The sequence below is a fragment of the Mangrovibacter sp. MFB070 genome (genome assembly GCF_000705335.1).
Taxonomy (GTDB): domain Bacteria; phylum Pseudomonadota; class Gammaproteobacteria; order Enterobacterales; family Enterobacteriaceae; genus Mangrovibacter; species Mangrovibacter plantisponsor.
The window spans coordinates 159563-183164 of sequence record NZ_JJMI01000008.1 but is presented as its reverse complement, the minus strand read 5'-3'; the positions used below and the strand labels follow the sequence as shown (position 1 = coordinate 183164).

Genomic DNA, 23602 nt, shown 5'->3' with positions numbered 1-23602 from the left:
AAACAGGCATCAACGCCCCGGGAAGCCCGGTGGCATCATGCCTTTCATGCCACGCATCATTTTCATCATCCCGCCCTTCTTCATTTTCTTCATCATGCGCTGCATGTCGTCGAACTGTTTCAGAAGACGGTTAACATCCTGAACCTGCATACCGCAACCAGCGGCAATACGGCGTTTACGAGAGCCCTTGATGATATCTGGCTGAGCACGCTCTTTGAGGGTCATTGAATTAATGATAGCCTCCATCCGCACCAGCACTTTGTCGTCCATCTGGGATTTCACGTTATCCGGTATTTGGCCCATGCCCGGCAACTTACCCATCAGGCTCGCCATACCGCCCATATTGCGCATTTGCTTAAGTTGCTCAAGAAAATCGGTCAGATCAAAGCCATCACCTTTCTTCAGCTTGGTTGCCAGTTTCTCGGCCTGAGCACGGTCAACTTTACTTTCGATATCTTCAATCAGCGACAGCACATCGCCCATACCGAGAATACGTGAAGCAATACGGTCCGGGTGGAAAGGCTCAAGCGCTTCTGTTTTTTCGCCCACACCCAGGAACTTAATAGGTTTCCCGGTGATATGGCGAATGGACAATGCCGCACCGCCACGGGCATCACCATCAACTTTGGTAAGAATAACCCCGGTCAATGGCAGCGCTTCGTTAAACGCTTTGGCGGTATTCGCGGCATCCTGCCCGGTCATGGCATCAACCACGAACAGCGTTTCCACCGGATTAATCGCGTGATGGACTTGCTTAATTTCATCCATCATTGCTTCATCGACGTGCAAACGACCGGCAGTATCCACCAGCAGCACATCGTAGAATTTCAGTTTGGCGTGTTGCAGCGCACTGTTAACAATATCCACAGGCTTTTGCTGAACATCAGAAGGGAAGAAATCAACCTCAACCTGCTGTGCCAGGGTTTCCAACTGTTTGATAGCTGCCGGGCGATAAACGTCGGCAGACACCACCAGAACTTTCTTTTTATGTTTTTCGCGCAGGAATTTACCCAGTTTACCCACACTGGTGGTTTTACCGGCCCCTTGCAAACCTGCCATCAAAACCACAGCAGGAGGTTGTGCCGCCAGGTTGAGCGCGGTGTTTTCTTCACCCATCGCCGACACCAGTTCTGTGCGGACGATTTTCACGAACTCCTGGCCCGGCGTCAGGCTTTTGTTTACTTCATGACCAACCGCGCTTTCTTTAACACGGTTGATAAACTCACGCACCACTGGCAGAGCGACATCTGCTTCCAGCAGCGCCATGCGCACTTCGCGCAGCGTATCTTTAATATTGTCTTCGGTAAGCCGCCCACGGCCGCTGATATTGCGCAGCGTGCGCGACAAACGGTCTGTTAAATTATCAAACATTGTCTTCTTACCCGAATGGTAACTTACGGCCGCATGCGCGACAGTGATTCATGAATTGGCGGAGTATAACATGAAGCCGCCATTGATGTTATGCAACGGTTGGAGCCAGGAGCGTGTAACGTTATACTGCGTCTTCTGGTTCTGGCTAACACCGACATCCTATATGCCTGTTTTTTCTATTCTTGCGCTGGCGGCCTACTCAGTCAGCCTCGCGCTCATCATTCCCGGTCTGTTAAAACAACAGAGCGGCTGGCGCCGTATGGCGATTTTGTCGGCCATTATCGCCCTGGTTTGCCATGCTCTGGCGCTTGAATCCCGTATTTTTATCAATGGCGGGCAAAACCTCAGTTTGCTTAACGTTGGCTCGCTGGTCAGCCTGATGATTTGTATCGTGATGACCGTAGTCGCGACAAAAAACCGTGGCTGGCTGTTGTTGCCAATTGTGTATGCGTTTGCCCTTATTAACCTGGCTTTTGCCTCATTTATGCCGAATGAGTTTATTACTCACCTGGAAACCACCCCAGGCATGATGGTGCACATAGGGTTGTCTCTCTTCTCTTATGCTACGCTGATTATCGCGGCGCTTTATGCCCTGCAACTGGCATGGATTGACTACCAACTGAAGAACAAACGCCTGGCGTTCAGCGCAGATATGCCGCCGCTCATGGGCATTGAACGCAAAATGTTTCACATCACGCAAATTGGTGTGGTGCTGCTCACGTTAACCCTGGCAACAGGCCTGTTCTACATGCACAACATGTTTACCATGGAGAACATTGATAAAGCCGTGCTGTCTATTCTGGCATGGTTTGTCTATATCATCCTGCTGTGGGGGCATTATCATGAAGGGTGGCGTGGTCGCCGCGTTGTCTGGTTCAATATGGCCGGTGCGCTGCTACTCACTCTTGCCTATTTTGGAAGCCGTGTACTGCAACAAATCCTCGGCTAATTTTCTTATTAATAAAGGACGATTTTTTTGGAAGACATTTCCACCACCACGTTGATTATCACCCTGGTGATCATGGTGTTGATTTCCGCCTACTTCTCCGGTTCGGAAACCGGAATGATGACACTTAACCGTTATCGCCTGCGCCATCTCGCAAAGCAGGGAAATAAATCTGCGCGGCGTGTCGAAAAACTTCTGCGTACACCAGACCGCCTGATAAGCCTGGTGCTGATTGGCAACAACCTGGTCAATATCCTTGCTTCTGCACTGGCAACCATTGTTGGTATGCGCCTGTATGGCGATGCCGGGGTTGCTATTGCCACCGGTGTTCTCACCTTCGTGGTACTGATTTTTGCTGAAGTGCTGCCCAAAACCGTCGCCGCACTCTACCCTGAGAAAGTCGCGTTCCCCAGTAGTGTGTTATTAGCCCCGCTCCAGGTCATCATGATGCCACTGGTGTGGTTGCTGAACATGATAACCCGCATCTTAATGCGTACCGTGGGGATAAGAACCGACGCGGTGGTTAGTGCTGCGCTCACCAAAGATGAACTGCGTACCATTGTTAATGAATCTAAATCCAAAATCTCCCAGCGCAACCAGGACATGCTGCTTTCTGTGCTGGATCTGGAGAAAGTGAGTGTTAACGACATCATGGTGCCGCGCAATGAAATCGTGGGCATTGATATCAATGACGACTGGAAATCCATTGTTCGCCAGCTGACTCACTCACCACACGGGCGTATCGTGCTCTACCGTGAATCACTGGATGATGCCATCAGCATGCTGCGTGTGCGTGAAGCCTACCGGTTAATGACAGAGAAAAAAGAGTTCACGAAAGAAGTGATGCTGCGCGCCGCCGATGAAATTTATTTTGTTCCCGAAGGCACGCCGCTCAGTACCCAGCTCATCAAATTCCAGCGCAATAAAAAGAAAGTGGGCCTGGTGGTAGATGAATACGGCGATATTCAGGGGCTGATTACCGTTGAAGATATCCTTGAGGAAATTGTCGGGGATTTTACGACTTCGATGTCGCCTTCTTTGGCGGAAGAAGTCACACCGCAAAATGATGGCTCGGTCATTATTGAAGGGAGCGCCAACATTCGTGACCTCAATAAAGCCTTTAACTGGCATTTCCCTGAAGAAGAAGCACGCACCGTAAATGGGATGTTGCTTGAGGCTCTGGAGGAGATCCCTGCGGCAGGCACACGAGTCAATATAGGCCAGTACGATATTGATATTCTTGATGTGCAGGACAACATGATTAAACAGGTGAAAGTGACCCCGGTAACCCCGCTAAAAACCAGTATTCAGGACGCGGAATAATTACTGTTGTTCACCCACAAAAAAACCTCTGCCCGGCCAGACAGAGGTTTTTTTCTACTAAAGAAAAGTATCAGGCTTTTGCTTTAGCAACGGTCACCATAGCGGCACGAATAGTGCGCCCATTCAGGGTGTAACCTTTTTGCATAACGTGAAGCACGTTACCTGCTGCCACCTCTTCTGATTCCACCATGGCAATGGCCTGGTGAACATTCGGGTCCAGCGGTACATTCACATCACTGATGACGTCTACACCAAACTTGCGTACTACATCCAGCATGGATTTCAGGGTCAGTTCAATCCCTTCCACCATGGACGCCATATCCGCATTTTCTTTATCCGCCACTTCCATAGCACGGTCCAGGCTATCGATTACGGGCAGTAATTCGTTAACGAATTTTTCCAGTGCAAATTTATGCGCTTTTTCGACATCCTGCTCAGTACGGCGACGCAGGTTCTCCATTTCCGCCCGTGCGCGCAGCACATTGTCTTGTTCGCGCTGCTGAACTTCGGCTAACTGTTTCTCCAGGTTAGCAATCTGTTCATCGCGCGGATCCACCTGGCCCGCTGTGTCCGCAGCGTCTACTTCATCATGCTGTTCCATAACGATTTCATCCGGCTGATGCTCTTCAGGTGTTTTCTGATCTTTACTGCTCATGAAATTCTCCGCGTTTTTTCGCATTTGTCTCGCTGGTTCGCTTATTATGGGGATCAGTTTCCGTGTTTCAAGGGAACAGGGCAGATTGTCGTGATCCAACCCCATGTAAGGACTCCGTAATAATGAACAAACAGTTTAACTGCATCGGCATTGTTGGGCACCCTCGTCATCCTGGCGCGCTCAGCACCCATGAAATGTTATGGCGCTGGCTGTGCAGTAAAGGTTATGACGTCATTATGGAACAGCAAATCGCACATGAACTGGGCCTGAAGCAAGCCCGTACCGGTACACTGGCGGATATAGGCCAGCAGGCAGACCTGGCGGTTGTAGTCGGCGGTGACGGTAACATGCTTGGGGCCGCAAGGGTTCTTGCCCGTTATGGCATTAAAGTGATTGGCATCAACAGGGGTAACCTGGGGTTCCTGACGGACCTTGACCCGGATAACGCTCACCAACAACTTGCCGATGTACTCGAAGGCCATTATATCAGTGAACAACGCTTTTTACTGGAAGCCCAGGTTTGCCAGAAAGACAGCCCAAAACGGCTGAGCACGGCAATTAATGAAGTTGTGCTGCACCCGGGCAAAGTGGCACACATGATAGAATTTGAAGTCTATATTGACGAAAAATTTGCGTTCTCCCAGCGTTCCGACGGCCTGATTATTTCCACGCCGACTGGCTCCACCGCCTACTCCCTTTCTGCCGGTGGCCCCATTCTCACCCCATCGCTGGACGCCATTACGCTGGTACCAATGTTCCCACATACGCTCTCAGCAAGGCCACTGGTTATAAATGGCAGCAGCACAATTCGCCTGCGCTTTTCCCACCGGCGCAATGACCTGGAAATCAGTTGCGACAGCCAGATTGCGCTTCCCATCCAGGAAGGCGAAGACGTATTCATTCGCCGCTGCGACTACCAGCTGAACCTGATACACCCAATTGACTATAGTTATTTCAACACGTTAAGCTCAAAGCTTGGCTGGTCAAAAAAATTATTCTAAATTTTGCTTTTGCCACTTTACTGTATATAAAACCAGTTTATACTGTATGAAAACACAGCTCTGTTATTTTATACAGGAAGGTGGCTATGCTGTCACAACTCACTATCAGTAACTTCGCAATCGTTCGGGAACTGGAAATTGATTTTCACGCCGGAATGACCGCCATTACCGGGGAAACGGGCGCAGGGAAATCAATTGCTATTGATGCTCTGGGCTTATGTCTGGGTGGCCGTGCAGAAGGTGACAGCGTGCGCGCTGGCGCAGGCCGGGCAGATTTATGCGCCCGCTTTGGGCTCAAAGATACACCAGCTGCGCAACAGTGGCTGGAAGAGAACCAACTGGAAGACGGCAATGAATGCCTGCTTCGCCGGGTAATCAGCGCAGATGGCCGTTCCCGTGGCTTTATCAACGGCACCGCGGTTCCCCTTTCTCAATTACGCGAACTGGGGCAGTTACTTATTCAAATCCACGGGCAACACGCCCACCAGTTGCTGCTCAAACCTGAACATCAGAAGGCTCTGCTGGATGGCTTTGCAGGTGAGTACGCACTCACTCAGGAAATGAAACAGTGCTGGCAAAACTGGAACCAAAGCTGCCGTGCGCTGGCACAGCACCAGCAACAAAGCCAGGAGCGCACCGCCCGCCTGGAACTGCTGCATTACCAGCTAAAAGAACTCAATGAATTTGCGCCCCAGTCTGGCGAATTCGAACAAATTGATGAAGAGTACAAACGCCTGGCAAACAGTGGGCAACTGTTGTCCACCAGCCAGCAGGCGTTAGCCGTATTATCCGATACTGAATCAGCCGACGTACAAAGCCTGCTGTACACCGCTCGCCAGCAGGTGAGTGAATTAGTAGGCATGGACAGCAAACTTTCCAGCGTACTGGATATGCTGGAGGAAGCCGCCATTCAGGTTAGCGAGGCCAGCGATGAACTACGCCATTACTGCGAAAGCACGGAACTTGATCCTAACCGCCTGTTTGAACTGGAACAGCGTATTTCCCGCCAGATTTCTCTGGCGCGCAAACACCATATTTCCCCGGAGGAACTGCCCGGGTTCCACCAGGCTCTGCTCCAGGAACAGATGGAACTGGAAGAACAAGGCGAAGCGCAAGACACTCTGAGCGACACCGTTGCACTACATCATATGCGCGCACTTTCTGTGGCCCAAACCCTGCACGAAAAACGTGAAATACGCGCCGCAGAACTGAGCCAGTTAGTGACTGATAGTATGCACTCACTATCCATGCCTCACGGCCAGTTCACTATTGATGTCACCTTTGATGAAAACCACCTGACACCAGAAGGCGCAGACCGCATTGAGTTCCGGGTATGCACTAACCCGGGCCAGTCTTTGCAGCCTTTAGGTAAAGTTGCCTCTGGGGGGGAACTGTCGCGCATCGCCCTGGCTATTCAGGTGATTACCGCCCGTAAAATGGATACCCCGGCACTGATTTTTGATGAAGTGGACGTAGGTATCAGTGGGCCAACAGCCGCAGTGGTCGGTAAATTGCTCCGCGCGCTGGGTGAATCCACTCAGGTAATGTGTGTCACACACCTGCCTCAGGTTGCCGGTTGTGCCCATCAGCATTTCTTTGTCAGCAAAGAAACCGATGGCACCGTTACTGAAACCCATATGCAGGCACTGAATAAACGCGCCCGCCTGAATGAACTCGCCCGCCTGTTAGGTGGCAGCGAAGTCACCCGTAACACGCTGGCGAATGCCAGGGAATTACTGGCTGCCTGATTCGCAATCATTACCCTCTGCTTCTGCGCCGTGCTGTGTTTGTATAAAAAACAAACACAGCACGTTTTTTATTCCCTGTTTTACCACTTACACTCAACTTTTTTTCAACTCTAAGGTCATACTGAAGCGCCTTAAGGTTTTAAACTGGCTGAAGGTTTATTATCATCGGCTACATGACACATGAGCCAGGCACAACTCGGGCCCAAAAAGGAATCTAAAAACTATGCGCTGTAAAACGCTGACTGCTGCCGCAGCGGTTCTTCTGATGTTAACCGCTGGCTGCTCCACTGTGGAGCGAGTGGTGTACCGCCCTGATATCAACCAGGGGAATTACCTCACCAGTACTGATATTGCCCAGGTTCATAACGGTATGACCCAACAGCAAGTTGCTTACGCACTGGGTACTCCAATGATGACCGACCCGTTCGGCAGTAATACCTGGATTTATGTTTTCCGCCGCCAGCCAGGCCATGAAAAAGTGACTCAGCAAACCCTGACACTCACTTTTAACAGTAGCGGCATCCTTACCAATATTGATAACAAGCCTGCTTTAACCGGTAACGAAGATTAAACGTTCGCCCGCTTACCAGGCATTACGCCTGGTGCAGCCAATAAAAAAGGTGCCAATGGCACCTTTTTTATTGGTCAGCTTGCTACAGCTAACTTGCGGCAATATTACTTCTTCTGCACCGACTGCTCCGCACGCATGCGCCGTAACGCTTTCGGGTCTGCAGTTAATGGCCGGTAGATTTCCACCCTGTCGCCATCCTGCACGGTATCGTTCAACTTAGCCGGGCGGCTGTAGATGCCAACTTTGTTCTTCTCAAGGTTAATATCTGTGCGCAATACCAGTAACCCGGAAGCCTCAATCGCCTGTTGCAGGGTTGCCCCTTCGGTAAGCGTTACTTTGCGTAAATACTGTTTTTCCGGCAGGGCATATACCACTTCCACCGTGATTTCAGGCAACACGATAAACCTCTTTCGCACGGCTGGTGAACGCATTCACCATATTTGCCGCCAACTCTTTAAAGATACGCCCGAATGCCAGCTCAATGAGCTTGTTGGTAAACTCAAAATCAAGCTGGAACTCAATACGGCAGGCTTCTGGCGTGAGCGGCGTAAACTTCCAGCCTCCCATTAATTTTTTAAATGGGCCATCCACCAGGTGCATTAAAATGCTCTGGTTACTGGTCAGTTCGTTACGCGTGGTGAAGGTTTTACTGATCCCCGCCTTTGAAACATCAACAGCAGCGGTCATATGTTGTGAAGAACTTTCAATCACCCGGCTGCCCACGCAACCGGGCAGGAAGTCCGGATACGATTTTACGTCGTTAACTAACTGGTACATCTGCTCGGCACTGTATGGCACAAGGGCAGAACGATTGATCTGCGGCATAGTGTTTCCCGTGTTACATAAATCGCATAAATAATATCATTTATCGACGAGTAAAGAAAAACACTGAACGCAGCCATGGTAAGATGATATGTTTCTCACACTGGATGGGATGCATTTACGACAGGAATCCGTATACTGAGCAGCATTATGACGAAGAAAAAAACACACAAACCAGGCTCAGCCACCATTGCGTTAAATAAACGTGCCCGCCACGAGTTCTTTATCGAAGATGAGTTTGAAGCTGGCCTGTCCCTGCAGGGGTGGGAAGTGAAATCCATGCGTGCAGGTAAAGCAAACATTGGCGACAGCTACGTTCTGCTTAAGGATGGCGAAGCTTATTTATTTGGGGCCAATATCACCCCGCTTCAGGTCGCTTCCAGCCATGTAGTATGCGACCCAACCCGTACCCGTAAACTGTTACTGAACCAGCGCGAGCTCGATAACCTGTACGGCCGGGTAAACCGCGAAGGTTATACCGTGGTCGCACTGTCTCTCTACTGGAAAAATGCCTGGGCAAAAGTCAAAATTGGCGTCGCCAAAGGCAAAAAACAGCACGATAAGCGTACAGATATTAAAGACCGCGAATGGCAGGTTGATAAAGCCCGCATCATGAAACACGCGGGGCGTTAAAAGTGAATGTGCTGTTTTATTCAGCACTTAGGTAAAACGGATTCAGCCAACGCTGGTGTGCAGCAACTGAATTCTGTTATACTTTCACGAATACTTTGGGGCTGATTCTGGATTCGACGGGATTCGCGAAACCCAAGGTGCATGCCGAGGGGCGGTTGGCCTCGTAAAAAGCCGCAAAAAAATAGTCGCAAACGACGAAAACTACGCTTTAGCAGCTTAATAACCTGCTTAGAGCCCTCTCTCCCTAGCCTCCGCTCTTAGGACGGGGATCAAGAGAGGTCAAACCTAAAAGAGATCGCGTGGATGCCCTGCCTGGGGTTGAAGCGTTAAATTCAATCAGGCTAGTTTGTTAGTGGCGTGTCCGTCCGCAGCTGGCAAGCGAATGTAAAGACCGGACTAAGCATGTAGTACCGAGGATGTAGGAATTTCGGACGCGGGTTCAACTCCCGCCAGCTCCACCACTTGCTCTTCCGGATACGTCCGGGAAAATCCTGAAAGCCCGCATGGCACAAGCCCTGCGGGCTTTTTTGTGTCTGTCGTTGTCCGAGAACATCCGGCTAAATCCAGAGAAAATTGGTACACGTTTAGGTACACGCTATACTGTGGTCCATTAAACGTGTACCAATTATGGAAGGGATCCAGATATGGCGCGCATCACACGCCCACTGACTAACAATGAAATCCTCAAAGCTAAACCCCGAGAAAAAGACTTCACCCTCCATGATGGTGATGGCCTGTTCTTACTCGTCAAAACCTCTGGTAAAAAACTTTGGCGCTTCCGCTATCAACGACCGGTAAGTGGTAGCCGAACCAATTTAAGTCTCGGTTCTTACCCTGCCCTTACGCTCGCAGCAGCTCGTCAGATACGCGACCAACATTTAACTACGCTCGCGCAAGGCATGGATCCACAACAGCAGCAAGAGCAAGCCTCAGAACAACGTCAGATTGAGCTGGATAGCATTTTCTCAACTGTGGCCGCCAACTGGTTCAAAATGAAAAGCAAAAGCGTCACAGAGGATTACGCGAAAGATATATGGCGCTCTTTAGATAAGGACGTGTTCCCGGCAATCGGTGCAATACAAGTTCAGGAGATAAAGGCCAGAACGATTGTTGAAGCATTGGAGCCAATCAAAGCGCGCGGAGCTCTGGAGACAGTTCGCCGCCTGGTACAGCGTATTAATGAAATCATGATTTATGCTGTTAACACTGGCCTGATTGATGCAAACCCAGCATCAGGGGTTGGGATGGCATTTGAGAAACCTAAAAAACAAAATATGCCGACACTGCGGCCAGAGGAATTGCCAAAGCTGATGCGTTCTCTAGTCATGTCAAATCTGTCCGTTCCGACTCGCTGTCTTATTGAGTGGCAACTCCTGACCCTTGTGCGCCCTTCTGAAGCCTCCGGTACTCGGTGGGCAGAGATCGATCTCAATGCCAAACTCTGGACGATCCCAGCAGAACGGATGAAGGCGAAACGTGAACACATCGTACCTCTATCTTCTCAGGCATTAGAGATTCTGGAAGTGATGAAGCCAATCAGTGCTCACCGAGAATATGTTTTCCCGAGCAGGAATGATTCAAAGCAAGCTATGAATAGCCAAACAGCCAATGCCGCATTGAAACGTATAGGTTATGGTGGAAAACTTGTTGCTCATGGTCTGCGCTCTATCGCAAGTACGGCTATGAATGAAGCCGGTTTCAATGCGGATGTTATCGAAGCGGCTTTAGCTCATAGCGATAAAGATGAAGTTCGAAGAGCTTATAATCGGTCTATTTATCTCCCACAAAGGCAAGATTTACTTGCCTGGTGGGGAGACCTCATCGATAAAGCAAAGTAAATTACAATATCATTGTGCAGGCTTTGAAGACCCAAAGCCTGCTCTTTGCAAATATTTTCTATGCAATGGTGAAAGCTTATCCAAATTATATTGCACTAAATATTGCCAAGTGGTTTGCTCATTTTTTATTTTTTGTTTTTTCAATAATTCAATTGCAGTACTTCTATTTATTCCATAAGCCATCACCTCTAAAACCTGAGGATCATAATTACCCATTTCTAACATAGATGAGAGATTGAGGAAAAATGCATTCAACGTACGTTCTTCCTCAGACATAAATGAGCTTACTACGTCAGCCCAAAGCGAGAGATATTTAACCAAAATGAATGTCAAATTAGTATTAATGTGTGTAGTTACAAAATTGGTAATCCCGTCAACCTTCTTATAATCAACTGAAATGCCTTTATTTGTTAATTTCTTAGTTACCATGTCATCTATAAAAAACCTATAATTTCTACCTTGCATCCACTTGTGTGAGTCGTTTACTAATTTAAAGATAGAAACGAAATAACTTGATTTTCTTGACACGCCATCTTCTTTATAATTAATCTCTTTCTCTATCTCAAAAATATCATTCAGCCGTAAAATTATGCTTTTGTATTGGTTATAATAATTCATATGCTGAAATTCAGCATTGGGATCTGCCACTCCAGATTTGACTCTAGGATATTTATCAATCATCCATTTATTAACACCTTCGCTTTCAACCAAAAAATAAAGTTGATCAATCAAGAGGGGATCGATGAAAGGGTTTTTATATATTATATCCTTCGGTACATTTAAAATATCTTCCAACGCCTCCAATCTATTCGTCATCACTCTAATTTGATTAGTAGTAAGACTGGAGTTGCTTATTATTTTCTCATAATGCTCTCTGTCTACTAAAAACTGGCCTCGCAGATAGGAGGCAAGATTGACAGCATTAAGCTCTCCTTGAGCATCAACAATATCTTTAGTGTAGACATCAATGTAACTTACAACTGACTCACCATATTCATTGAGCTTTCTTAAAACTGAAGATTGTATCTCCTTTGTTTCATTCGACTCAATCTTATCTTCAGCCCACTCTTCATCAACAAGCTGAATGCAAAAAATCTCACCATATAAAGATGTACTAATTCTACCTGCACGGCCAATAAGATTTAAAAAATCAAAATGGGATAACTCATAGTCACCAATCTTTGGGGATATTACAATCATTCTATCAGCAGGAAGATTTACGCCCTGTAGTAAAGTTGAGGTGCACACCAAATTCCTAATCGCACCATCAGCGAAAAGATCCTCGACCTCGAGCCTTGCCACATCCAATAAGCCACCATGATGAAATGCAACCCCTTTCTTAAGGCATCTAACAAGAGAATACAGAGGATGTATCTCATTTTCTAAAAATGAACACAAACTCTCCATTCTTGAATCATATACTAAATCAGTATTATCTTCATCTAACTCCGAATCTTCATTGTCAGTTTGAGCAATTGCCAGCGCCCATCCCTCAGCCAAATTTTTCTTAGGTGCGTATATTATATTTTGTTCATCAGCATCTAGAATAGAAGTTATATGCTTTAATGCTGCACCCTTTGATGAAGATAATTTACTATACAATGCTTTACCTATATCATACTCACCTAATACCGCATCCCCAACAGGGCTTATTAATTTATAATTAACGGTTTTCTTATTTTTATGTACTGTAAGTACAACTTTTAACTGCAAAACCGGGGTTGTAGAAGTTGTTTGCTCAACTAGATTAAGGTCAATAATTTTATTGAGTGAATGATGTAAGTTGATTATGTATGGGCCAGCCATAATAAATTGAGTTGACTGCCATAAGCTTGTCATTCTATAGATAACATTCTCAAAAACATTACCCCTACTTTTATCCTCTAAATTTTGTATTTCATCAAAAAAAACTATTTTAGGTGCTTTGTTACTATTCTCATTTAACAATCGCATACATCTTTCAGGCGTGAGAACATATACTATTTTTAAATCATCATTTTCGGAGTCCTTATAGGTTGTCATCACTGTAGCTATGTCTTTTAACTCTCTAGACATTTCATTGCCGACTTGGTTTATTAGCGCCTTTGAGGGTACAACGTAAACGAAGTAACCATCATTTGCAGATATAACACTATCGTAGACATACCTTTTAATTACAAATGATTTCCCGGCCGATGTTGGTGCAGATACTGCAACGTTTTCACCGCGTTCTAGTTTGTCCCACAGACTTCTTTGAAAATGAGTAAAATAAATATAATTATTATCAGAAACTCTTTTTTCAAGAAGAAATTTTTGACTTGTGAGTTCAAAATCCAATGATGAACTAAAGTGTTTAATAATATTCCCTTGACTAAAAAGACCTTCTAAATGCTTAGCAGAGACTATATTACCAGCTCTAGATTGCAGAATATAACAAGCTTTGAGATACAGTTCATTACTTGTGTCGTATAAATAGAGCAAAGTACCGAATGCACTTGCAATATTTTTATCGTTTTCGTTGCCTGATGATCCAAGTGATGCAAGCCAAGTTGCTCTCCTAATCATTTCATCAGATATTTTATATTTTTCTTCCTTACCTCTATTTTTCAAAAACAAATGCTCAATCAATAAATTAAAAACGCTTGTAAAGTCTTGATGATTTATTGCTGTTGTAGCAGTACTTTCAGCCATAGCAACTCCAAAAGATATTTTATTAACTTTCTTTATAATCTATTCCGTGGATAGCTCTATACAACGACTTTTTGAACTCACCAACATCTGTCATAGGTATTAGGAAAAAGTCTAAGAAGCAAGGTTTAACGTTAGGGTATTTGATTAACTTTGCATCGATGTCTGACTTTATCGCTTCCTTTTTTTTAGTAAGCCATGCATCAAACAGTCTTTCGGCCTCCGCCTTGTTGATTGCTTTTTCCTCTATGCTCTTAATTTCTGCATCTTCAAATATAAGCAGAACCGGGTGTGTTTTAACACACTCAGAGTAAATATCATCACCAGGAGTAAATGCTTTATAAATTAACTCCATAGTTTCAAAATCAAAATTACTTGATATATTAGTTCTAGCCATGAAAAGTTCATGACCAAGTGCACCGCTAGTATAATTTTTTGTAAATCTGTCAAGAGAGTCAAATGCGCTTTCCAGCGCACCACTAAAACTCTTATATATTTTCGATTCACCAATTAAAATTGAAAGATTTTCTCTATACACACCGAAGAAAACACCGTCACCACCCTTAACCTGATCGTTTAAGTTAGTTAAATTAGTGATTTTATGTGAGACCATCGGTGTATTAAGTATAGCCTCAGATAGGATATAAAGGAGCAACTCTCCGTACTTACCATCCTTGATTGGATTAGTATCCCCAAAAAACTGTGCAGCTTTTCTAAAAGGGGTAACGCCATCCGCTTGCATTTTAGCAAGAGCTTCTTTATCAAAAACGTAGTGTTCAATAGCATCAGCCATTGATTCCACTAAGTGATGATGCTCTTGTATAACTCCACTGAATGGGATAGTAAAAATCCTAGAAACTATCTTAGCTTGACTATCACAAGGATGATTAACCAACCTTGATTCAATCCACTCGTGACTGTTCGTAATTAACTCTTTCCAGTTTATCGATTTGAGCTTTTCTACACTTTCCATATATGAACTACTCAGCCTAATTTAGGAATACCCCCATATTGAATTAAAAAGCAACATTCCCATAGATGATCATTTAACCAGTTGTTACATTTAAATGCTCTCATTGTATATTGACGCGCAATACTCTATTGGTCACTTTATGGGGCGGTTTTCACACCTGTTTATTGACAGTTTAGGGCCGTTAATACATCAGGTAAAGGCATTGCCCAGTGAGAGCGGCTTCATTAAGCAACTCCATCAGCATCGAATTGACTGATATTTCTAATTCCCCAAGCGACTTCTTTTTTCCCCTCTCCAATACGATTCAGAAACCTATCACCGCGCCGGACACTCCCTCACTACCCAGCCTATACCACCATGCCACAGCGATGCCTTCAGGCCGTTAAATTAAATAAACACTTTGCTGCTGGCGCGCAATGCTTTCCCCGCCTCGCCTGCCCGCTTTCCGGGGCGGTTTTAATGCACCTGCATTAACGGCCTTAGCCCCTGCCAGCACTGGCGGGAACAGCATTAAAGGTAGTCATAAAACGCATGCAAAGCCATGCACCTTATGCATGCATGGCTTTTTTTGGGGAAAATGGCGGGATTTTCGCGGTTTTTTACGCAGGTTACTGCGCGGCCATGTCGGCACGTCGGCGGGTGTAAATCATGTTCTGTGCGGGGGTAAATTGCTCCCGGCAGTCATCGCGGGAAGGTGTTTCCGGCCGGTATCCGGCGGCCGTTAAAATCTCGCTGTCCCGCTCTGAATAAGTCATGTCATGCCCTCCGGCCAGCCACACTGACAGGGCTTCACGCAGGTATTCTGATGAACGGTCGAGGGCGCGTTTGCGTACCATTTCAGGCTGGCCGCTCAGGTGCATCAGTTCCGGGGCGAGAATGGCGGCCAGTGCTGCGCCGTTCTGCTGCATGAAGTCATTCAGCCCGGTGCGGATGCTGATGCGCTGCACTTCTTCATGTGAGCGGATATAGCGACCGGCGGCCTGATTCACTTCCCATTTTTTGATGTCAGTGACGTCGCGCAGTTCCTGCATTCTGGCAGGAATGTGGTCATCAACGGCCAGAAGCTGTTCGCGGTATTCCTGCTCTGCCGCGGCCAGCTCTGATTTACGGTTCAGCCAGACGGCTTTGTTGGTCTGGCAGGCCTCTGCGGCCTGCTGCAATGTGATAGTGGTCACCGGGGTTTCTCCTGGTCAGTGGCGGAACGGTGAGCGGTAACAGCCTTTTACCCTGCCGGTGGCTGTGGCGGCTGGCGGCACCGGGGCGGGTTTTTCTTCCACGACCGGTGAGCGAATCACTTCAAAAATGGATTCATGGGTTTTGAAGGTGGCCGAGCACTCCAGATTCTGGCACTGGTGATAACGCTCCTTGACGTTTTCCGACATGTAGCGGCTGGTTCGCACATGGGCGGCCTGACGGCAGAACGGGCAGCACATCATGACAGTAACCCCCGCGCTTTCAGGTCTGATTCACGCTGGCGCATTTTCGCCTGCCAGACCTGACGCTGAACGGGCGTGGCCGCCACACCGTGTTCCATATGCGGCAGTGTGGCCGCCGACAGCCCGGTTTTGTACAACACCGGTTCATCTGTCAGACGGATATTGCAGTTTTTAACCGACCGCTCAAGCCAGTTTTTCACCTGCTGCATCACCGCCTGTTCCGGTTCGGTATAGCCCTGATGGCCGGTGGTGTTGGCAAGAGGATTCTCCCGTACCAGTACGCTTAATTTCATCGCCCGGACAAGCGCCCCGCAGGTTTCACGTAATGCGGCATCCAGCTCATGTTCTGCATACTGACTCAGGACATGGTGATGTGCCTGCCGCCACGCTCTGGCCGTGCCGTCACAGTCTGCCCGCAAGTGGTCGCGCTCAAATGCCAGCACTTCCGAAAGGTTCTCGCATTCCTGCGCCAGCGTCCGGCGTGTCACCTGCTCAATATGCCGCTGTTTCAGTTCATCGGTCAGGATGGCACCACCGGCACGAAAGGCACTGCGCCATGCGCCGGTGTCACCGTCGTTTTCCTGCTCCAGCGCGGTTTTCTGCTCTGCCGCACGGCTGATGGCGGTGGTGATTTCATCCATCCGGCGGGCGTTTTCAAGATGGGCGGCTCTGGCGCTGTCCAGTTGTGTCAGTGCCGGTTTCAGGTAATCAGGCATACGGGGTTTGGTCATGTTCGGGCTCCTCAGTGTTTCAAGATGAGGAGATTCTGCCGTGCCGCACACAACAACACGACACATTGCCGTTGTGGCAAAAATGACACAAACAGACCTCAAAACCCGGCTTGCCAGGAAAAGGTCGCAGGAAACCCTTATCACTGGTTATTTTTATAATAAAAACTGTTCACTACTGTTCATCATAATAAAAAATATAGTTAATACAGTAAGATAAAGGGTGAACAGTTGAGGGTCTGACTGTTCACCCTCTGTTCACCACTGTTCACCCTCCTTTTTTAGTCAGTTAATCACTTAGACTTTTTTGGAATTAAAACGTAATTTGATATAAACAAATGTAGTTATTGATTTGCCAAAGAATTATCAAGGATTGCCAACGATTGTCAGAGATTGTCACTGTTTGCCATTCACTTGTTAATGGTTTGTTGTGTGGCATTTCGCTGCAAAATGACTTGTTGCCCTGCGTAAAAATATTCACAAAATAGAGAGCTACCCGAAGCCGGACAGATACCCCCGGCACTCTATGGACTTTATGAGGTAGCCTGATGCACACCGCTTTTTCTTCTTCACCTTCCGCCCCAGTGGCTCCACTGATGCCGGTTTCTGAAACCGCTCCTGAGCGTTTTATTCGTCTGCCCGAAGTCATTCACCTGTGCGGGCTGTCCCGTTCTTCCATTTACGACCTTATCAGCCGTGACGCCTTTCCGAGGCAGATTTCCCTCGGCGGCAAAAATGTCGCCTGGGCGCAGTCTGAAGTCTCGGCATGGATGGCTGAACGCATTGCCCACCGTAACGGAGAACTGACGAAATGATCACCCTGACACTGACCGGACAGACCCACACCCTGGCTGATGAAGATGCCCGCCTGCTGGCACTGGCACTGACTTCCCTGACCACGGGAGACCGTCACCGCAAAACGTTCCGCGTTCGCTCATCAGCATTCCGGGCTGAACGTGCAGACAGTCCGTCATACCCGCATAAATCAGCCACTGAGCATCCTGCCGGTGACGTGCTCACAGACTGCTGAGGAGTGCTTTTGTGTTATTGATTCTTTTCCCTGGCTTGCAGGCCGGGGCTTTTTCCGGTTATAGTCCTCTCGCTGTCGCAAAATCGGCAGCCGGGCGTAGGAACCCGAGTTACTTATTGGCGACACCAGACGCGCCATGCGTCTTTTTTTATGTCGTTGCTCAGGCACACCCATTTTCAGGGCTGTGGTGCTTACACCGTGGCTCCTGTCAGATAATGGTGGTCCGGGCGGGGCAGCCTTCGGGCTGGCCGGTTTCCAATAAGGCCGGTATTCCTACCCCCGTCCGGGTCACCACCCATGAGCGTAGGAACTCCGGTGGTGGCATTTACCGCTACTTATTGGAGGTTGCCCTTATGGCTACGACCCTCACCCCGTCACACCCGCAGTTTGTCTTTGTGTTTGCCGCCGTTCGTCGCGCAGACCGTAAACCCCGTATTCGTATGCTTCGCACTGTTGCCAGTGATGAACGCGCCGCACGCCTTTCCCTTGTCCGTGATTACGTCCTCTCGTTCGCTGGCCGTCTGCCGGTTGCGGAGGTGCGCGCATGAGACATACCGCCATTACCGTCAGCGACCTCGAATGCCTGGAGCATATGCGCAATGTCGGCCAGCTCGTCAGCGACCTGATGCAGGTGCAGGACTGCGCCACTGTACATCGTGACCCGGCGCAGCAGTTACAGCTCACCTCAGTGATTTACCTGATGACCGCCCAGCTCGACGGCGTGGTTGAACGCTGTAATGAGCGCTGGCTCACTGAGGAGGTTCGCGCATGAAACACCCCTTACCGCCCGTATTACGTGCCGCACTGTACCGCCGTGCGGTGGCCTGTGCCTGGCTGACCCTGTGCGAACGCCAGCACCGTTACCCTTATCTCACCCTCGATACACTGGAAAGTGCCATTGCCGCCGAACTGGAGGGTTTTTACCTGCGCCAGCACGGCGAGGAAAAAGGCCGCCAGATTGCCTGTGCCTTACTGGAAGATTTAATGGAAGCCGGCCCCCTGAAAGCCGCCCCGTCGCTGTCCTTTCTCGGGCTGGCCGTGATGGATGAACTCTGCGCCCGTCATATCACCGCACCGGTACTGCACTGAGGGAGACAATAACCATGAACATGAACGTAACGGAATCCGTAGAACGGGCTCGCGGCCACTGGCCGCGCATTCTTCCGGCGCTGGGCGTGAAAGTGCTGAAAAACCGCCATCAGGCCTGCCCGATTTGTGGTGGCGATGCGCACAGTGACCGGTTCCGCTTTGATGACCAGGAGGGGCGCGGCACATGGTACTGCAACAGGTGCGGCGCGGGTGACGGCCTGACACTGGTTGAAAGGGTGTTCGGGGTGTCAGCGGCAGAGGCCGCCGGAAAGGTGAATGCCGTGACCGGTAATCTGCCACCGGTCGCCCCGGAAATGATTGCATCAGCAGAAGCCGGAACGGAAGCCGGGCGCAAAGCAGCGGCCGCACTGGCCGTCACCCTGATGGCAAAAACCCGCACGGCCACCGGTAACGCCTACCTGACCGGCAAGGGCTTCCCGGATTATGCCTGTGCCATGCTGACGGGGGCACACAAAGCCGGTGGCGTGTCGTACCGCGCCGGTGATGTGGTGGTGCCACTGTATGACGACACCGGCGCACTGGTGAATGTCCAGCTAATCAGTGCAGACGGCCAGAAACGCACCCTGAAAGGCGGCCAGGTGAAAGGGACCTGCCATACCTTCAACGGCCAGAAACAGGCAGGGAAACGCCTGTGGATTGCCGAAGGGTATGCCACGGCACTGACCGTGCACCGCCTGACCGGCGAAACCGTCATGGTGGCGCTGTCGTCCGTGAACCTTCTTTCTCTGGCGAGCCTGGCCCGCAGCAAGCACCCGGCCTGTCAGATTATCCTCGCCGCCGACCGTGACCTGAACGGCGACGGCCAGAACAAAGCCGCCGCGGCCGCAGCAGCCTGCGAGGGCATTGTCGCCCTGCCGCCGGTGTTCGGTGACTGGAATGATGCGTTTGTTCAGAAAGGTGAGGAGGCTACGCGTAAAGCCATTTTTGCCGCCATCCGCCCAGCGGCACAAAGCCCCTTCGACACCATGAGCGAGGCGGAATTTACCGCCATGAGCGCCAGCGATAAGGCAATGCGGGTGCATGAGCATTACGGCGAATCGCTGGCCGTGGATGCCAACGGCCAGCTTCTGTCCCGCTATGAACACGGCATCTGGAAGGTGATAACGCCGTCTGATTTTGCCCGCGACGTGGCCGGACTGTTCCAGCGCCTGCGCGCCCCGTTCTCGTCGGGGAGAATTGCCTCAGTAGTGGAGACCCTGAAACTGATTATTCCGCAGCAGGAGGCACCGGCACGCCGTCTGATTGGTTTTCGCAACGGGGTGCTCGATACCAGCTCAGGTATATTCAGCCCGCACAGTAAATCGCACTGGCTGCGCACCCTGTGTGACGTGGATTTCACCCCGCCGGTGGAGGGAGAAACGCTGGAGACCCATGCGCCGAATTTCTGGCGCTGGCTCGACCGGGCGGCCAGTGGCAACCCGACAAAACGCGACGTCATTCTGGCCGCGCTGTTTATGGTGCTGGCGAACCGCTACGACTGGCAGCTCTTTCTCGAAGTCACCGGCCCCGGCGGCAGCGGGAAAAGTATTCTCGCCGAAATCGCCACGATGCTGGCCGGAGAGGATAACGCCACGTCAGCCGATATCGACACGCTGGAAGACCCCCGCAAGCGTGCCTCGCTGATAGGCTTCTCGCTCATTCGTCTGCCTGACCAGGAGAAATGGAGCGGTGACGGTGCCGGACTCAAGGCCATCACCGGCGGCGATGCGGTCTCCGTTGACCCGAAATACCAGAATCCCTACTCGACGCATATCCCGGCGGTGATTCTGGCCGTGAACAATAACCCGATGCGCTTCACCGACCGCAGCGGCGGCGTGTCACGTCGCCGGGTAATCATCCACTTCCCGGAGCAGATAGCCCCGGAGGAGCGCGACCCGCAGCTCAGGGATAAAATCGCCCGCGAGCTGGCCGTGATTGTGCGCCAGTTAATGCAGCAGTTCAGCGACCCGATGAGCGCCCGTTCACTGCTCCAGTCGCAGCAGAACTCCGACGAGGCGCTCAGCATCAAGCGCGATGCTGACCCGACGTTTGATTTTTGCGGCTATCTGGAGGCGCTGCCGCAGACCAACGGGATGTTTATGGGGAATGCCAGTATCATCCCGCGTAATTACCGTAAATATCTCTATCACGCGTATCTGGCCTATATGGAGGCCAACGGGTACAGGAATGTGCTCAGCCTGAAAATGTTCGGGCTGGGGCTGCCCATGATGCTGAAAGAGTACGGGATGAATTATGAGAAGCGGCACACCAAGCAGGGGATACAAACTAACCTGTCGCTGAAAGAGGAAAGCTACGGCGACTGGCTGCCGAAGTGCGATGAACCCGCAGCAACATAAGCGAACTCAGACCGGCAACAGCCGGTCTTTTCCTTTCTGAACATTGCCATAAGGTGAACAATCCACTGTTCACCCTTCACCGTGTATTCACCCTATATTACCATGAATTTATTGATAAAAAACAAAAGGTGAACAGTGTGAACAGTTAAATGCAAAAAAACTTTTTCTATAGCCTTTGTAGATACAGAAAAATTATCAGGAGGAAGGGCAATCGACAACTTTAGATAGGTAAGAATGCTATGACATTCCATAATTGGTACACGTTTAGGTACACAACTGAAAGTTGAATACGAAAAAACATATTATATTTAATAGGTTGGGAAACTTATTCAGACTCCGCCAGCCCACCAAATAAAACAAGGGGTTACGTGAAAGCGTAGCCCCTTTTTGTTGTCTGATGGCGGCAAAATGGCGATAGAGCATTGGGTTGGCGGTAAAGAAAAACCCGCATTGTGCGGGTTAATATGAGAGTTGGACTTGCCCACCTTTAGGGTGAGGTGGGGCTGCACTGATATGTTGTGGCCTGCAGACAGACCGGACAAATGTTTCATGTGTGACAAAGGTGTGTCATGCCCTGGTACCCCAAGAATACGGGGTTTCACACCGAGTTGTGATTGTGCCGACAGCAGGGCTTTCATACCTGTCTTTTTACCGTCAGCTGTGACACCGCCGATAATATTTGAAGTGGTTTCCGCTTCGCTTTCGCCCTGAGCAACACGGACAACAACCGTGACCGGTTTTGCCTGATCAGCAATGGCATCCAGCGAACGTGCCAGCGTACCGGTTTCACCGGCTTTACCACTGGCGGTCAGTACATCAGTGAGTAACACCGGCTTATTGAGTGGGAACACGGACGCATCCGCATCGTCACCGGTACAGACCATTCCCACAATGGCGGTACTCACTGTGGTTATGGGGCGGGTGCCGTCATTGATTTCAATAACGCGCACCCCATGGTGGTAATCCTGAGCCATAAGGCAGTCTCTCCGGTTAAAGGGGTCTGCCTATGTTCTTAATAAGTACCCGACAGGGCACGTAATCAACAATGTGTGGGTGATAGCACAACAGGCTACCAGAGAATGCATTGAAAGCAGGAAGGGAATGCAGGGCAGAACATGCAGCCCTGCAGGCAGCACTACTCTGTGTTTTCGCTGCGGTAAATTTCTATACCGACCAGATTGAGCTTTGTGGAGGCATAAAGGGATACAACGTCTTTTTTATTACGTGGTGAGCGCCAGCATTCTGCTTCTGTCTGGCATTGTGCCTGCGGCTCATAACCTTCAGCAGAAAGATAATCACGAATTTTCCTGGTATCAGCCGTCCCGTTGAATGTGACACCAAACACGAAGGCCTGCGGCCCGCTTATGTTGTGATAGCTGAATTCATAATCGTCCGATATACGAGGCAATTTTCTGAGCAATTCAGGCGTATAGTAGTCATATTCTCTTTTATCTTTTTCGGTATAGTGAGCACTTTCTGCAAACTCAAGCTGCAAATAAGGCCAGACAGAACCCCCGACGATACCAGCGACTACAACCACACTGACCAGAACGAGAACTAATTTTTTCACAGCCCCATCCTTCCGTTCTCAGCGCCCAGCACGATAAATGTTTTGTCATGTTGAGGCAGTATGACATTCCCTGATAAAAAATCGTTATAAGGGGTAATTGTTCTCATAAAGGGAGGAAGAATTCCTTTCTGTGGACGGGAGTGAGGATATTTATCCGGGTCAGGAAACAACAAAGGCTGGAAAGTTTCATTTTTCCAACTACCTATTTTTCCATAGTGGTCCCAACGTTTCAGCGCTTCCACCTTACTTATCGGACGCAGCATAGCAAAAGGATTTTGAATGGAGACTACACGGTAAAATCCCAGCAAATCAGAAACCAAATCTTCTCCACTGAAACCACTGTCTGTCACAATATTGTTCGGGAAGGACCCCTGAAAAGCCTCAAATTTTCGGGCCATGGTCATCATCATTGCCAGCGCGATGCTCTTTCTCTCCCAGTCAGGTCTCCCATGGTGAATTCGCCAAGTGAGCACTTTACCGGAACGCACTAACCCATGAGGTGATGTCATCCCCTGAGAATAAGTCACATCGTAGAACTGCTGACCAGATGACTCACCCTGTGCCATTTTATTAAGCAGTTTAACAATATCAGTTCCCTGTGCATGTCCTAAATCAATCCAGCCAAGTACCTCTGTATAAACCAGTCCGGCTTTGGCTAAAGCAGCCAGAGAGCCATCAATTATATCCTCGCGCTTACTCATTCCTGATATCCTTTCCTGTGATAAAACGGGACTGTTGGATTAACCCGAATTTCCATTTAACACTGATATAGCAAACCTCTGAACAATATCAGTCCATTATGGATGGCTCTGATATTTTGTTGCTGAGGTAAAGATAAGCAAGC

The 23602-nt window shown here is 49.1% G+C and carries 24 protein-coding genes, 1 other RNA gene and 2 pseudogenes; 14 read left to right on the top strand and 13 right to left on the bottom strand.

Annotated features, from left to right (window positions below; translation table 11 throughout):
* Nucleotides 1-9: 9 nt before the first annotated feature.
* Nucleotides 10-1371, bottom strand: a complete 1362-nt coding sequence (ffh, locus tag DT73_RS03675) for a signal recognition particle protein (RefSeq protein ID WP_036104037.1) — start codon at nt 1369-1371, stop codon at nt 10-12.
* Between the two features lie 163 nt (nt 1372-1534).
* Between ffh and DT73_RS03670 the strand changes: the two genes are divergently transcribed.
* On the top strand, nt 1535-2320 hold the full coding sequence (locus DT73_RS03670; RefSeq protein WP_036104145.1) for an inner membrane protein YpjD: 786 nt from the start codon (nt 1535-1537) through the stop codon (nt 2318-2320).
* Between the two features lie 27 nt (nt 2321-2347).
* Nucleotides 2348-3640, top strand: a complete 1293-nt coding sequence (locus DT73_RS03665; protein WP_036104034.1) for an HlyC/CorC family transporter — start codon at nt 2348-2350, stop codon at nt 3638-3640.
* 70 nt (nt 3641-3710) lie between these two features.
* On the opposite strand, the gene grpE is transcribed toward DT73_RS03665, so the two are convergent.
* The gene (grpE, locus tag DT73_RS03660) at nt 3711-4319 is read right to left on the bottom strand and encodes a nucleotide exchange factor GrpE (protein ID WP_036104031.1); all 609 of its coding nucleotides are present in this window, start codon (nt 4317-4319) and stop codon (nt 3711-3713) included.
* 98 nt (nt 4320-4417) lie between these two features.
* Here grpE and nadK point away from each other — a divergent pair, with 98 nt between their 5' ends.
* From nadK to bamE, 3 genes are all read left to right on the top strand, one after another.
* Complete coding sequence (gene nadK / locus DT73_RS03655) at nt 4418-5296, top strand: NAD(+) kinase (protein WP_036104029.1); 879 nt, start codon at nt 4418-4420, stop codon at nt 5294-5296.
* Between the two features lie 86 nt (nt 5297-5382).
* Nucleotides 5383-7044: a DNA repair protein RecN gene (gene recN, locus DT73_RS03650; protein ID WP_036104025.1), complete on the top strand. Its 1662-nt coding sequence runs from the start codon at nt 5383-5385 to the stop codon at nt 7042-7044.
* A gap of 223 nt (nt 7045-7267) precedes the next feature.
* Nucleotides 7268-7615 carry an outer membrane protein assembly factor BamE gene (gene bamE, locus DT73_RS03645; protein WP_036104019.1) on the top strand — a complete coding sequence of 116 codons (348 nt, stop codon included), beginning with the start codon at nt 7268-7270 and terminating at the stop codon, nt 7613-7615.
* A 104-nt stretch (nt 7616-7719) separates the two neighbouring features.
* Here bamE and DT73_RS03640 read toward each other — a convergent pair whose 3' ends face one another.
* A complete protein-coding gene (locus DT73_RS03640; RefSeq protein ID WP_369792555.1) occupies nt 7720-8013 on the bottom strand; it encodes an RnfH family protein in 294 nt (97 codons plus the stop codon).
* Nucleotides 8003-8440 carry a type II toxin-antitoxin system RatA family toxin gene (locus DT73_RS03635; protein WP_036104016.1) on the bottom strand — a complete coding sequence of 146 codons (438 nt, stop codon included), beginning with the start codon at nt 8438-8440 and terminating at the stop codon, nt 8003-8005. The genes DT73_RS03640 and DT73_RS03635 overlap by 11 nt, the downstream gene beginning before the upstream one ends.
* Nucleotides 8441-8587: 147 nt before the next feature.
* Here DT73_RS03635 and smpB point away from each other — a divergent pair, with 147 nt between their 5' ends.
* The 3 genes from smpB to DT73_RS03625 all read left to right on the top strand — a co-directional run bounded on the left by smpB (nt 8588) and on the right by DT73_RS03625 (nt 10908).
* Nucleotides 8588-9070, top strand: coding sequence for an SsrA-binding protein SmpB (smpB, locus tag DT73_RS03630; RefSeq protein ID WP_036104014.1), 483 nt, complete (start codon nt 8588-8590; stop codon nt 9068-9070).
* Nucleotides 9071-9167: 97 nt separating this feature from the next.
* Nucleotides 9168-9531: a transfer-messenger RNA gene (gene ssrA, locus DT73_RS25340) on the top strand.
* Nucleotides 9532-9714: 183 nt separating this feature from the next.
* Nucleotides 9715-10908: an integrase domain-containing protein gene (locus DT73_RS03625; protein WP_036104012.1), complete on the top strand. Its 1194-nt coding sequence runs from the start codon at nt 9715-9717 to the stop codon at nt 10906-10908.
* A 9-nt stretch (nt 10909-10917) separates the two neighbouring features.
* On the opposite strand, the gene DT73_RS03620 is transcribed toward DT73_RS03625, so the two are convergent.
* From DT73_RS03620 to DT73_RS03595, 5 genes are all read right to left on the bottom strand, one after another.
* Nucleotides 10918-13578, bottom strand: a complete 2661-nt coding sequence (locus DT73_RS03620; RefSeq protein ID WP_036104009.1) for a DEAD/DEAH box helicase — start codon at nt 13576-13578, stop codon at nt 10918-10920.
* Nucleotides 13579-13600: 22 nt separating this feature from the next.
* The gene (locus DT73_RS03615; protein ID WP_036104005.1) at nt 13601-14548 is read right to left on the bottom strand and encodes a DUF1837 domain-containing protein; all 948 of its coding nucleotides are present in this window, start codon (nt 14546-14548) and stop codon (nt 13601-13603) included.
* 608 nt (nt 14549-15156) lie between these two features.
* Complete coding sequence (locus tag DT73_RS03605) at nt 15157-15723, bottom strand: phage polarity suppression protein (RefSeq protein ID WP_036104003.1); 567 nt, start codon at nt 15721-15723, stop codon at nt 15157-15159.
* A gap of 15 nt (nt 15724-15738) precedes the next feature.
* A complete protein-coding gene (locus DT73_RS03600; RefSeq protein WP_036103999.1) occupies nt 15739-15984 on the bottom strand; it encodes an ogr/Delta-like zinc finger family protein in 246 nt (81 codons plus the stop codon).
* Nucleotides 15981-16715, bottom strand: coding sequence for a hypothetical protein (locus tag DT73_RS03595; RefSeq protein ID WP_036103995.1), 735 nt, complete (start codon nt 16713-16715; stop codon nt 15981-15983). The genes DT73_RS03600 and DT73_RS03595 overlap by 4 nt, the downstream gene beginning before the upstream one ends.
* A 545-nt stretch (nt 16716-17260) precedes the next feature.
* Here DT73_RS03595 and DT73_RS03590 point away from each other — a divergent pair.
* From DT73_RS03590 to DT73_RS03565, 6 genes are read left to right on the top strand one after another with little or no spacing between them, the layout of a single operon-like run.
* Nucleotides 17261-17527 carry an AlpA family transcriptional regulator gene (locus tag DT73_RS03590; RefSeq protein WP_036103992.1) on the top strand — a complete coding sequence of 89 codons (267 nt, stop codon included), beginning with the start codon at nt 17261-17263 and terminating at the stop codon, nt 17525-17527.
* Nucleotides 17524-17742: a hypothetical protein gene (locus DT73_RS03585; RefSeq protein ID WP_036103989.1), complete on the top strand. Its 219-nt coding sequence runs from the start codon at nt 17524-17526 to the stop codon at nt 17740-17742. Before DT73_RS03590 ends, DT73_RS03585 begins: the two co-directional genes overlap by 4 nt.
* Nucleotides 17743-17762: 20 nt before the next feature.
* Entirely contained in the window at nt 17763-18290 is a 528-nt protein-coding gene (locus DT73_RS03580; RefSeq protein ID WP_369792560.1) for a host cell division inhibitor Icd-like protein, read from the top strand.
* Nucleotides 18287-18514, top strand: coding sequence for a hypothetical protein (locus DT73_RS03575; protein WP_036103984.1), 228 nt, complete (start codon nt 18287-18289; stop codon nt 18512-18514). The genes DT73_RS03580 and DT73_RS03575 overlap by 4 nt, the downstream gene beginning before the upstream one ends.
* Nucleotides 18511-18831, top strand: coding sequence for a DUF5375 domain-containing protein (locus DT73_RS03570; RefSeq protein WP_036103980.1), 321 nt, complete (start codon nt 18511-18513; stop codon nt 18829-18831). The genes DT73_RS03575 and DT73_RS03570 overlap by 4 nt, the downstream gene beginning before the upstream one ends.
* Before the next feature lie 14 nt (nt 18832-18845).
* Nucleotides 18846-21188, top strand: coding sequence for a primase-like DNA-binding domain-containing protein (locus DT73_RS03565; protein WP_036103976.1), 2343 nt, complete (start codon nt 18846-18848; stop codon nt 21186-21188).
* Between the two features lie 459 nt (nt 21189-21647).
* Here the strand turns inward: DT73_RS03565 and DT73_RS26660 are convergent.
* From DT73_RS26660 to DT73_RS03550, 4 genes and pseudogenes are all read right to left on the bottom strand, one after another.
* Nucleotides 21648-21755 (bottom strand): annotated as a pseudogene (locus tag DT73_RS26660) (late control protein B); the annotation flags it as partial.
* A pseudogene (locus DT73_RS03560) lies at nt 21752-22162 on the bottom strand (phage tail protein); the annotation flags it as partial. The pseudogenes DT73_RS03560 and DT73_RS26660, both read right to left, overlap by 4 nt.
* A gap of 161 nt (nt 22163-22323) precedes the next feature.
* Nucleotides 22324-22758, bottom strand: a complete 435-nt coding sequence (locus DT73_RS03555; protein ID WP_036103972.1) for a hypothetical protein — start codon at nt 22756-22758, stop codon at nt 22324-22326.
* Complete coding sequence (locus DT73_RS03550; RefSeq protein ID WP_036103971.1) at nt 22755-23459, bottom strand: hypothetical protein; 705 nt, start codon at nt 23457-23459, stop codon at nt 22755-22757. The genes DT73_RS03555 and DT73_RS03550 overlap by 4 nt, the downstream gene beginning before the upstream one ends.
* Between the last annotated feature and the right edge of the window lie 143 nt (nt 23460-23602).

Excerpts from the sequence above, each read along its gene's own strand:
- ffh (WP_036104037.1), bottom strand. The coding sequence starts at position 1,371 with ATGTTTGATAATTTAACAGACCGTTTGTCGCGCACGCTGCGCAATATC.
- DT73_RS03670 (WP_036104145.1), top strand. The coding sequence starts at position 1,535 with ATGCCTGTTTTTTCTATTCTTGCGCTGGCGGCCTACTCAGTCAGCCTC.
- grpE (WP_036104031.1), bottom strand. The coding sequence starts at position 4,319 with ATGCGAAAAAACGCGGAGAATTTCATGAGCAGTAAAGATCAGAAAACA.
- nadK (WP_036104029.1), top strand. The coding sequence starts at position 4,418 with ATGAACAAACAGTTTAACTGCATCGGCATTGTTGGGCACCCTCGTCAT.
- recN (WP_036104025.1), top strand. The coding sequence starts at position 5,383 with ATGCTGTCACAACTCACTATCAGTAACTTCGCAATCGTTCGGGAACTG.
- bamE (WP_036104019.1), top strand. The coding sequence starts at position 7,268 with ATGCGCTGTAAAACGCTGACTGCTGCCGCAGCGGTTCTTCTGATGTTA.
- DT73_RS03635 (WP_036104016.1), bottom strand. The coding sequence starts at position 8,440 with ATGCCGCAGATCAATCGTTCTGCCCTTGTGCCATACAGTGCCGAGCAG.
- smpB (WP_036104014.1), top strand. The coding sequence starts at position 8,588 with ATGACGAAGAAAAAAACACACAAACCAGGCTCAGCCACCATTGCGTTA.
- DT73_RS03625 (WP_036104012.1), top strand. The coding sequence starts at position 9,715 with ATGGCGCGCATCACACGCCCACTGACTAACAATGAAATCCTCAAAGCT.
- DT73_RS03620 (WP_036104009.1), bottom strand. The coding sequence starts at position 13,578 with ATGGCTGAAAGTACTGCTACAACAGCAATAAATCATCAAGACTTTACA.
- DT73_RS03615 (WP_036104005.1), bottom strand. The coding sequence starts at position 14,548 with ATGGAAAGTGTAGAAAAGCTCAAATCGATAAACTGGAAAGAGTTAATT.
- DT73_RS03600 (WP_036103999.1), bottom strand. The coding sequence starts at position 15,984 with ATGATGTGCTGCCCGTTCTGCCGTCAGGCCGCCCATGTGCGAACCAGC.
- DT73_RS03595 (WP_036103995.1), bottom strand. The coding sequence starts at position 16,715 with ATGACCAAACCCCGTATGCCTGATTACCTGAAACCGGCACTGACACAA.
- DT73_RS03590 (WP_036103992.1), top strand. The coding sequence starts at position 17,261 with ATGCACACCGCTTTTTCTTCTTCACCTTCCGCCCCAGTGGCTCCACTG.
- DT73_RS03585 (WP_036103989.1), top strand. The coding sequence starts at position 17,524 with ATGATCACCCTGACACTGACCGGACAGACCCACACCCTGGCTGATGAA.
- DT73_RS03575 (WP_036103984.1), top strand. The coding sequence starts at position 18,287 with ATGAGACATACCGCCATTACCGTCAGCGACCTCGAATGCCTGGAGCAT.
- DT73_RS03570 (WP_036103980.1), top strand. The coding sequence starts at position 18,511 with ATGAAACACCCCTTACCGCCCGTATTACGTGCCGCACTGTACCGCCGT.
- DT73_RS03565 (WP_036103976.1), top strand. The coding sequence starts at position 18,846 with ATGAACATGAACGTAACGGAATCCGTAGAACGGGCTCGCGGCCACTGG.
- DT73_RS03550 (WP_036103971.1), bottom strand. The coding sequence starts at position 23,459 with ATGAGTAAGCGCGAGGATATAATTGATGGCTCTCTGGCTGCTTTAGCC.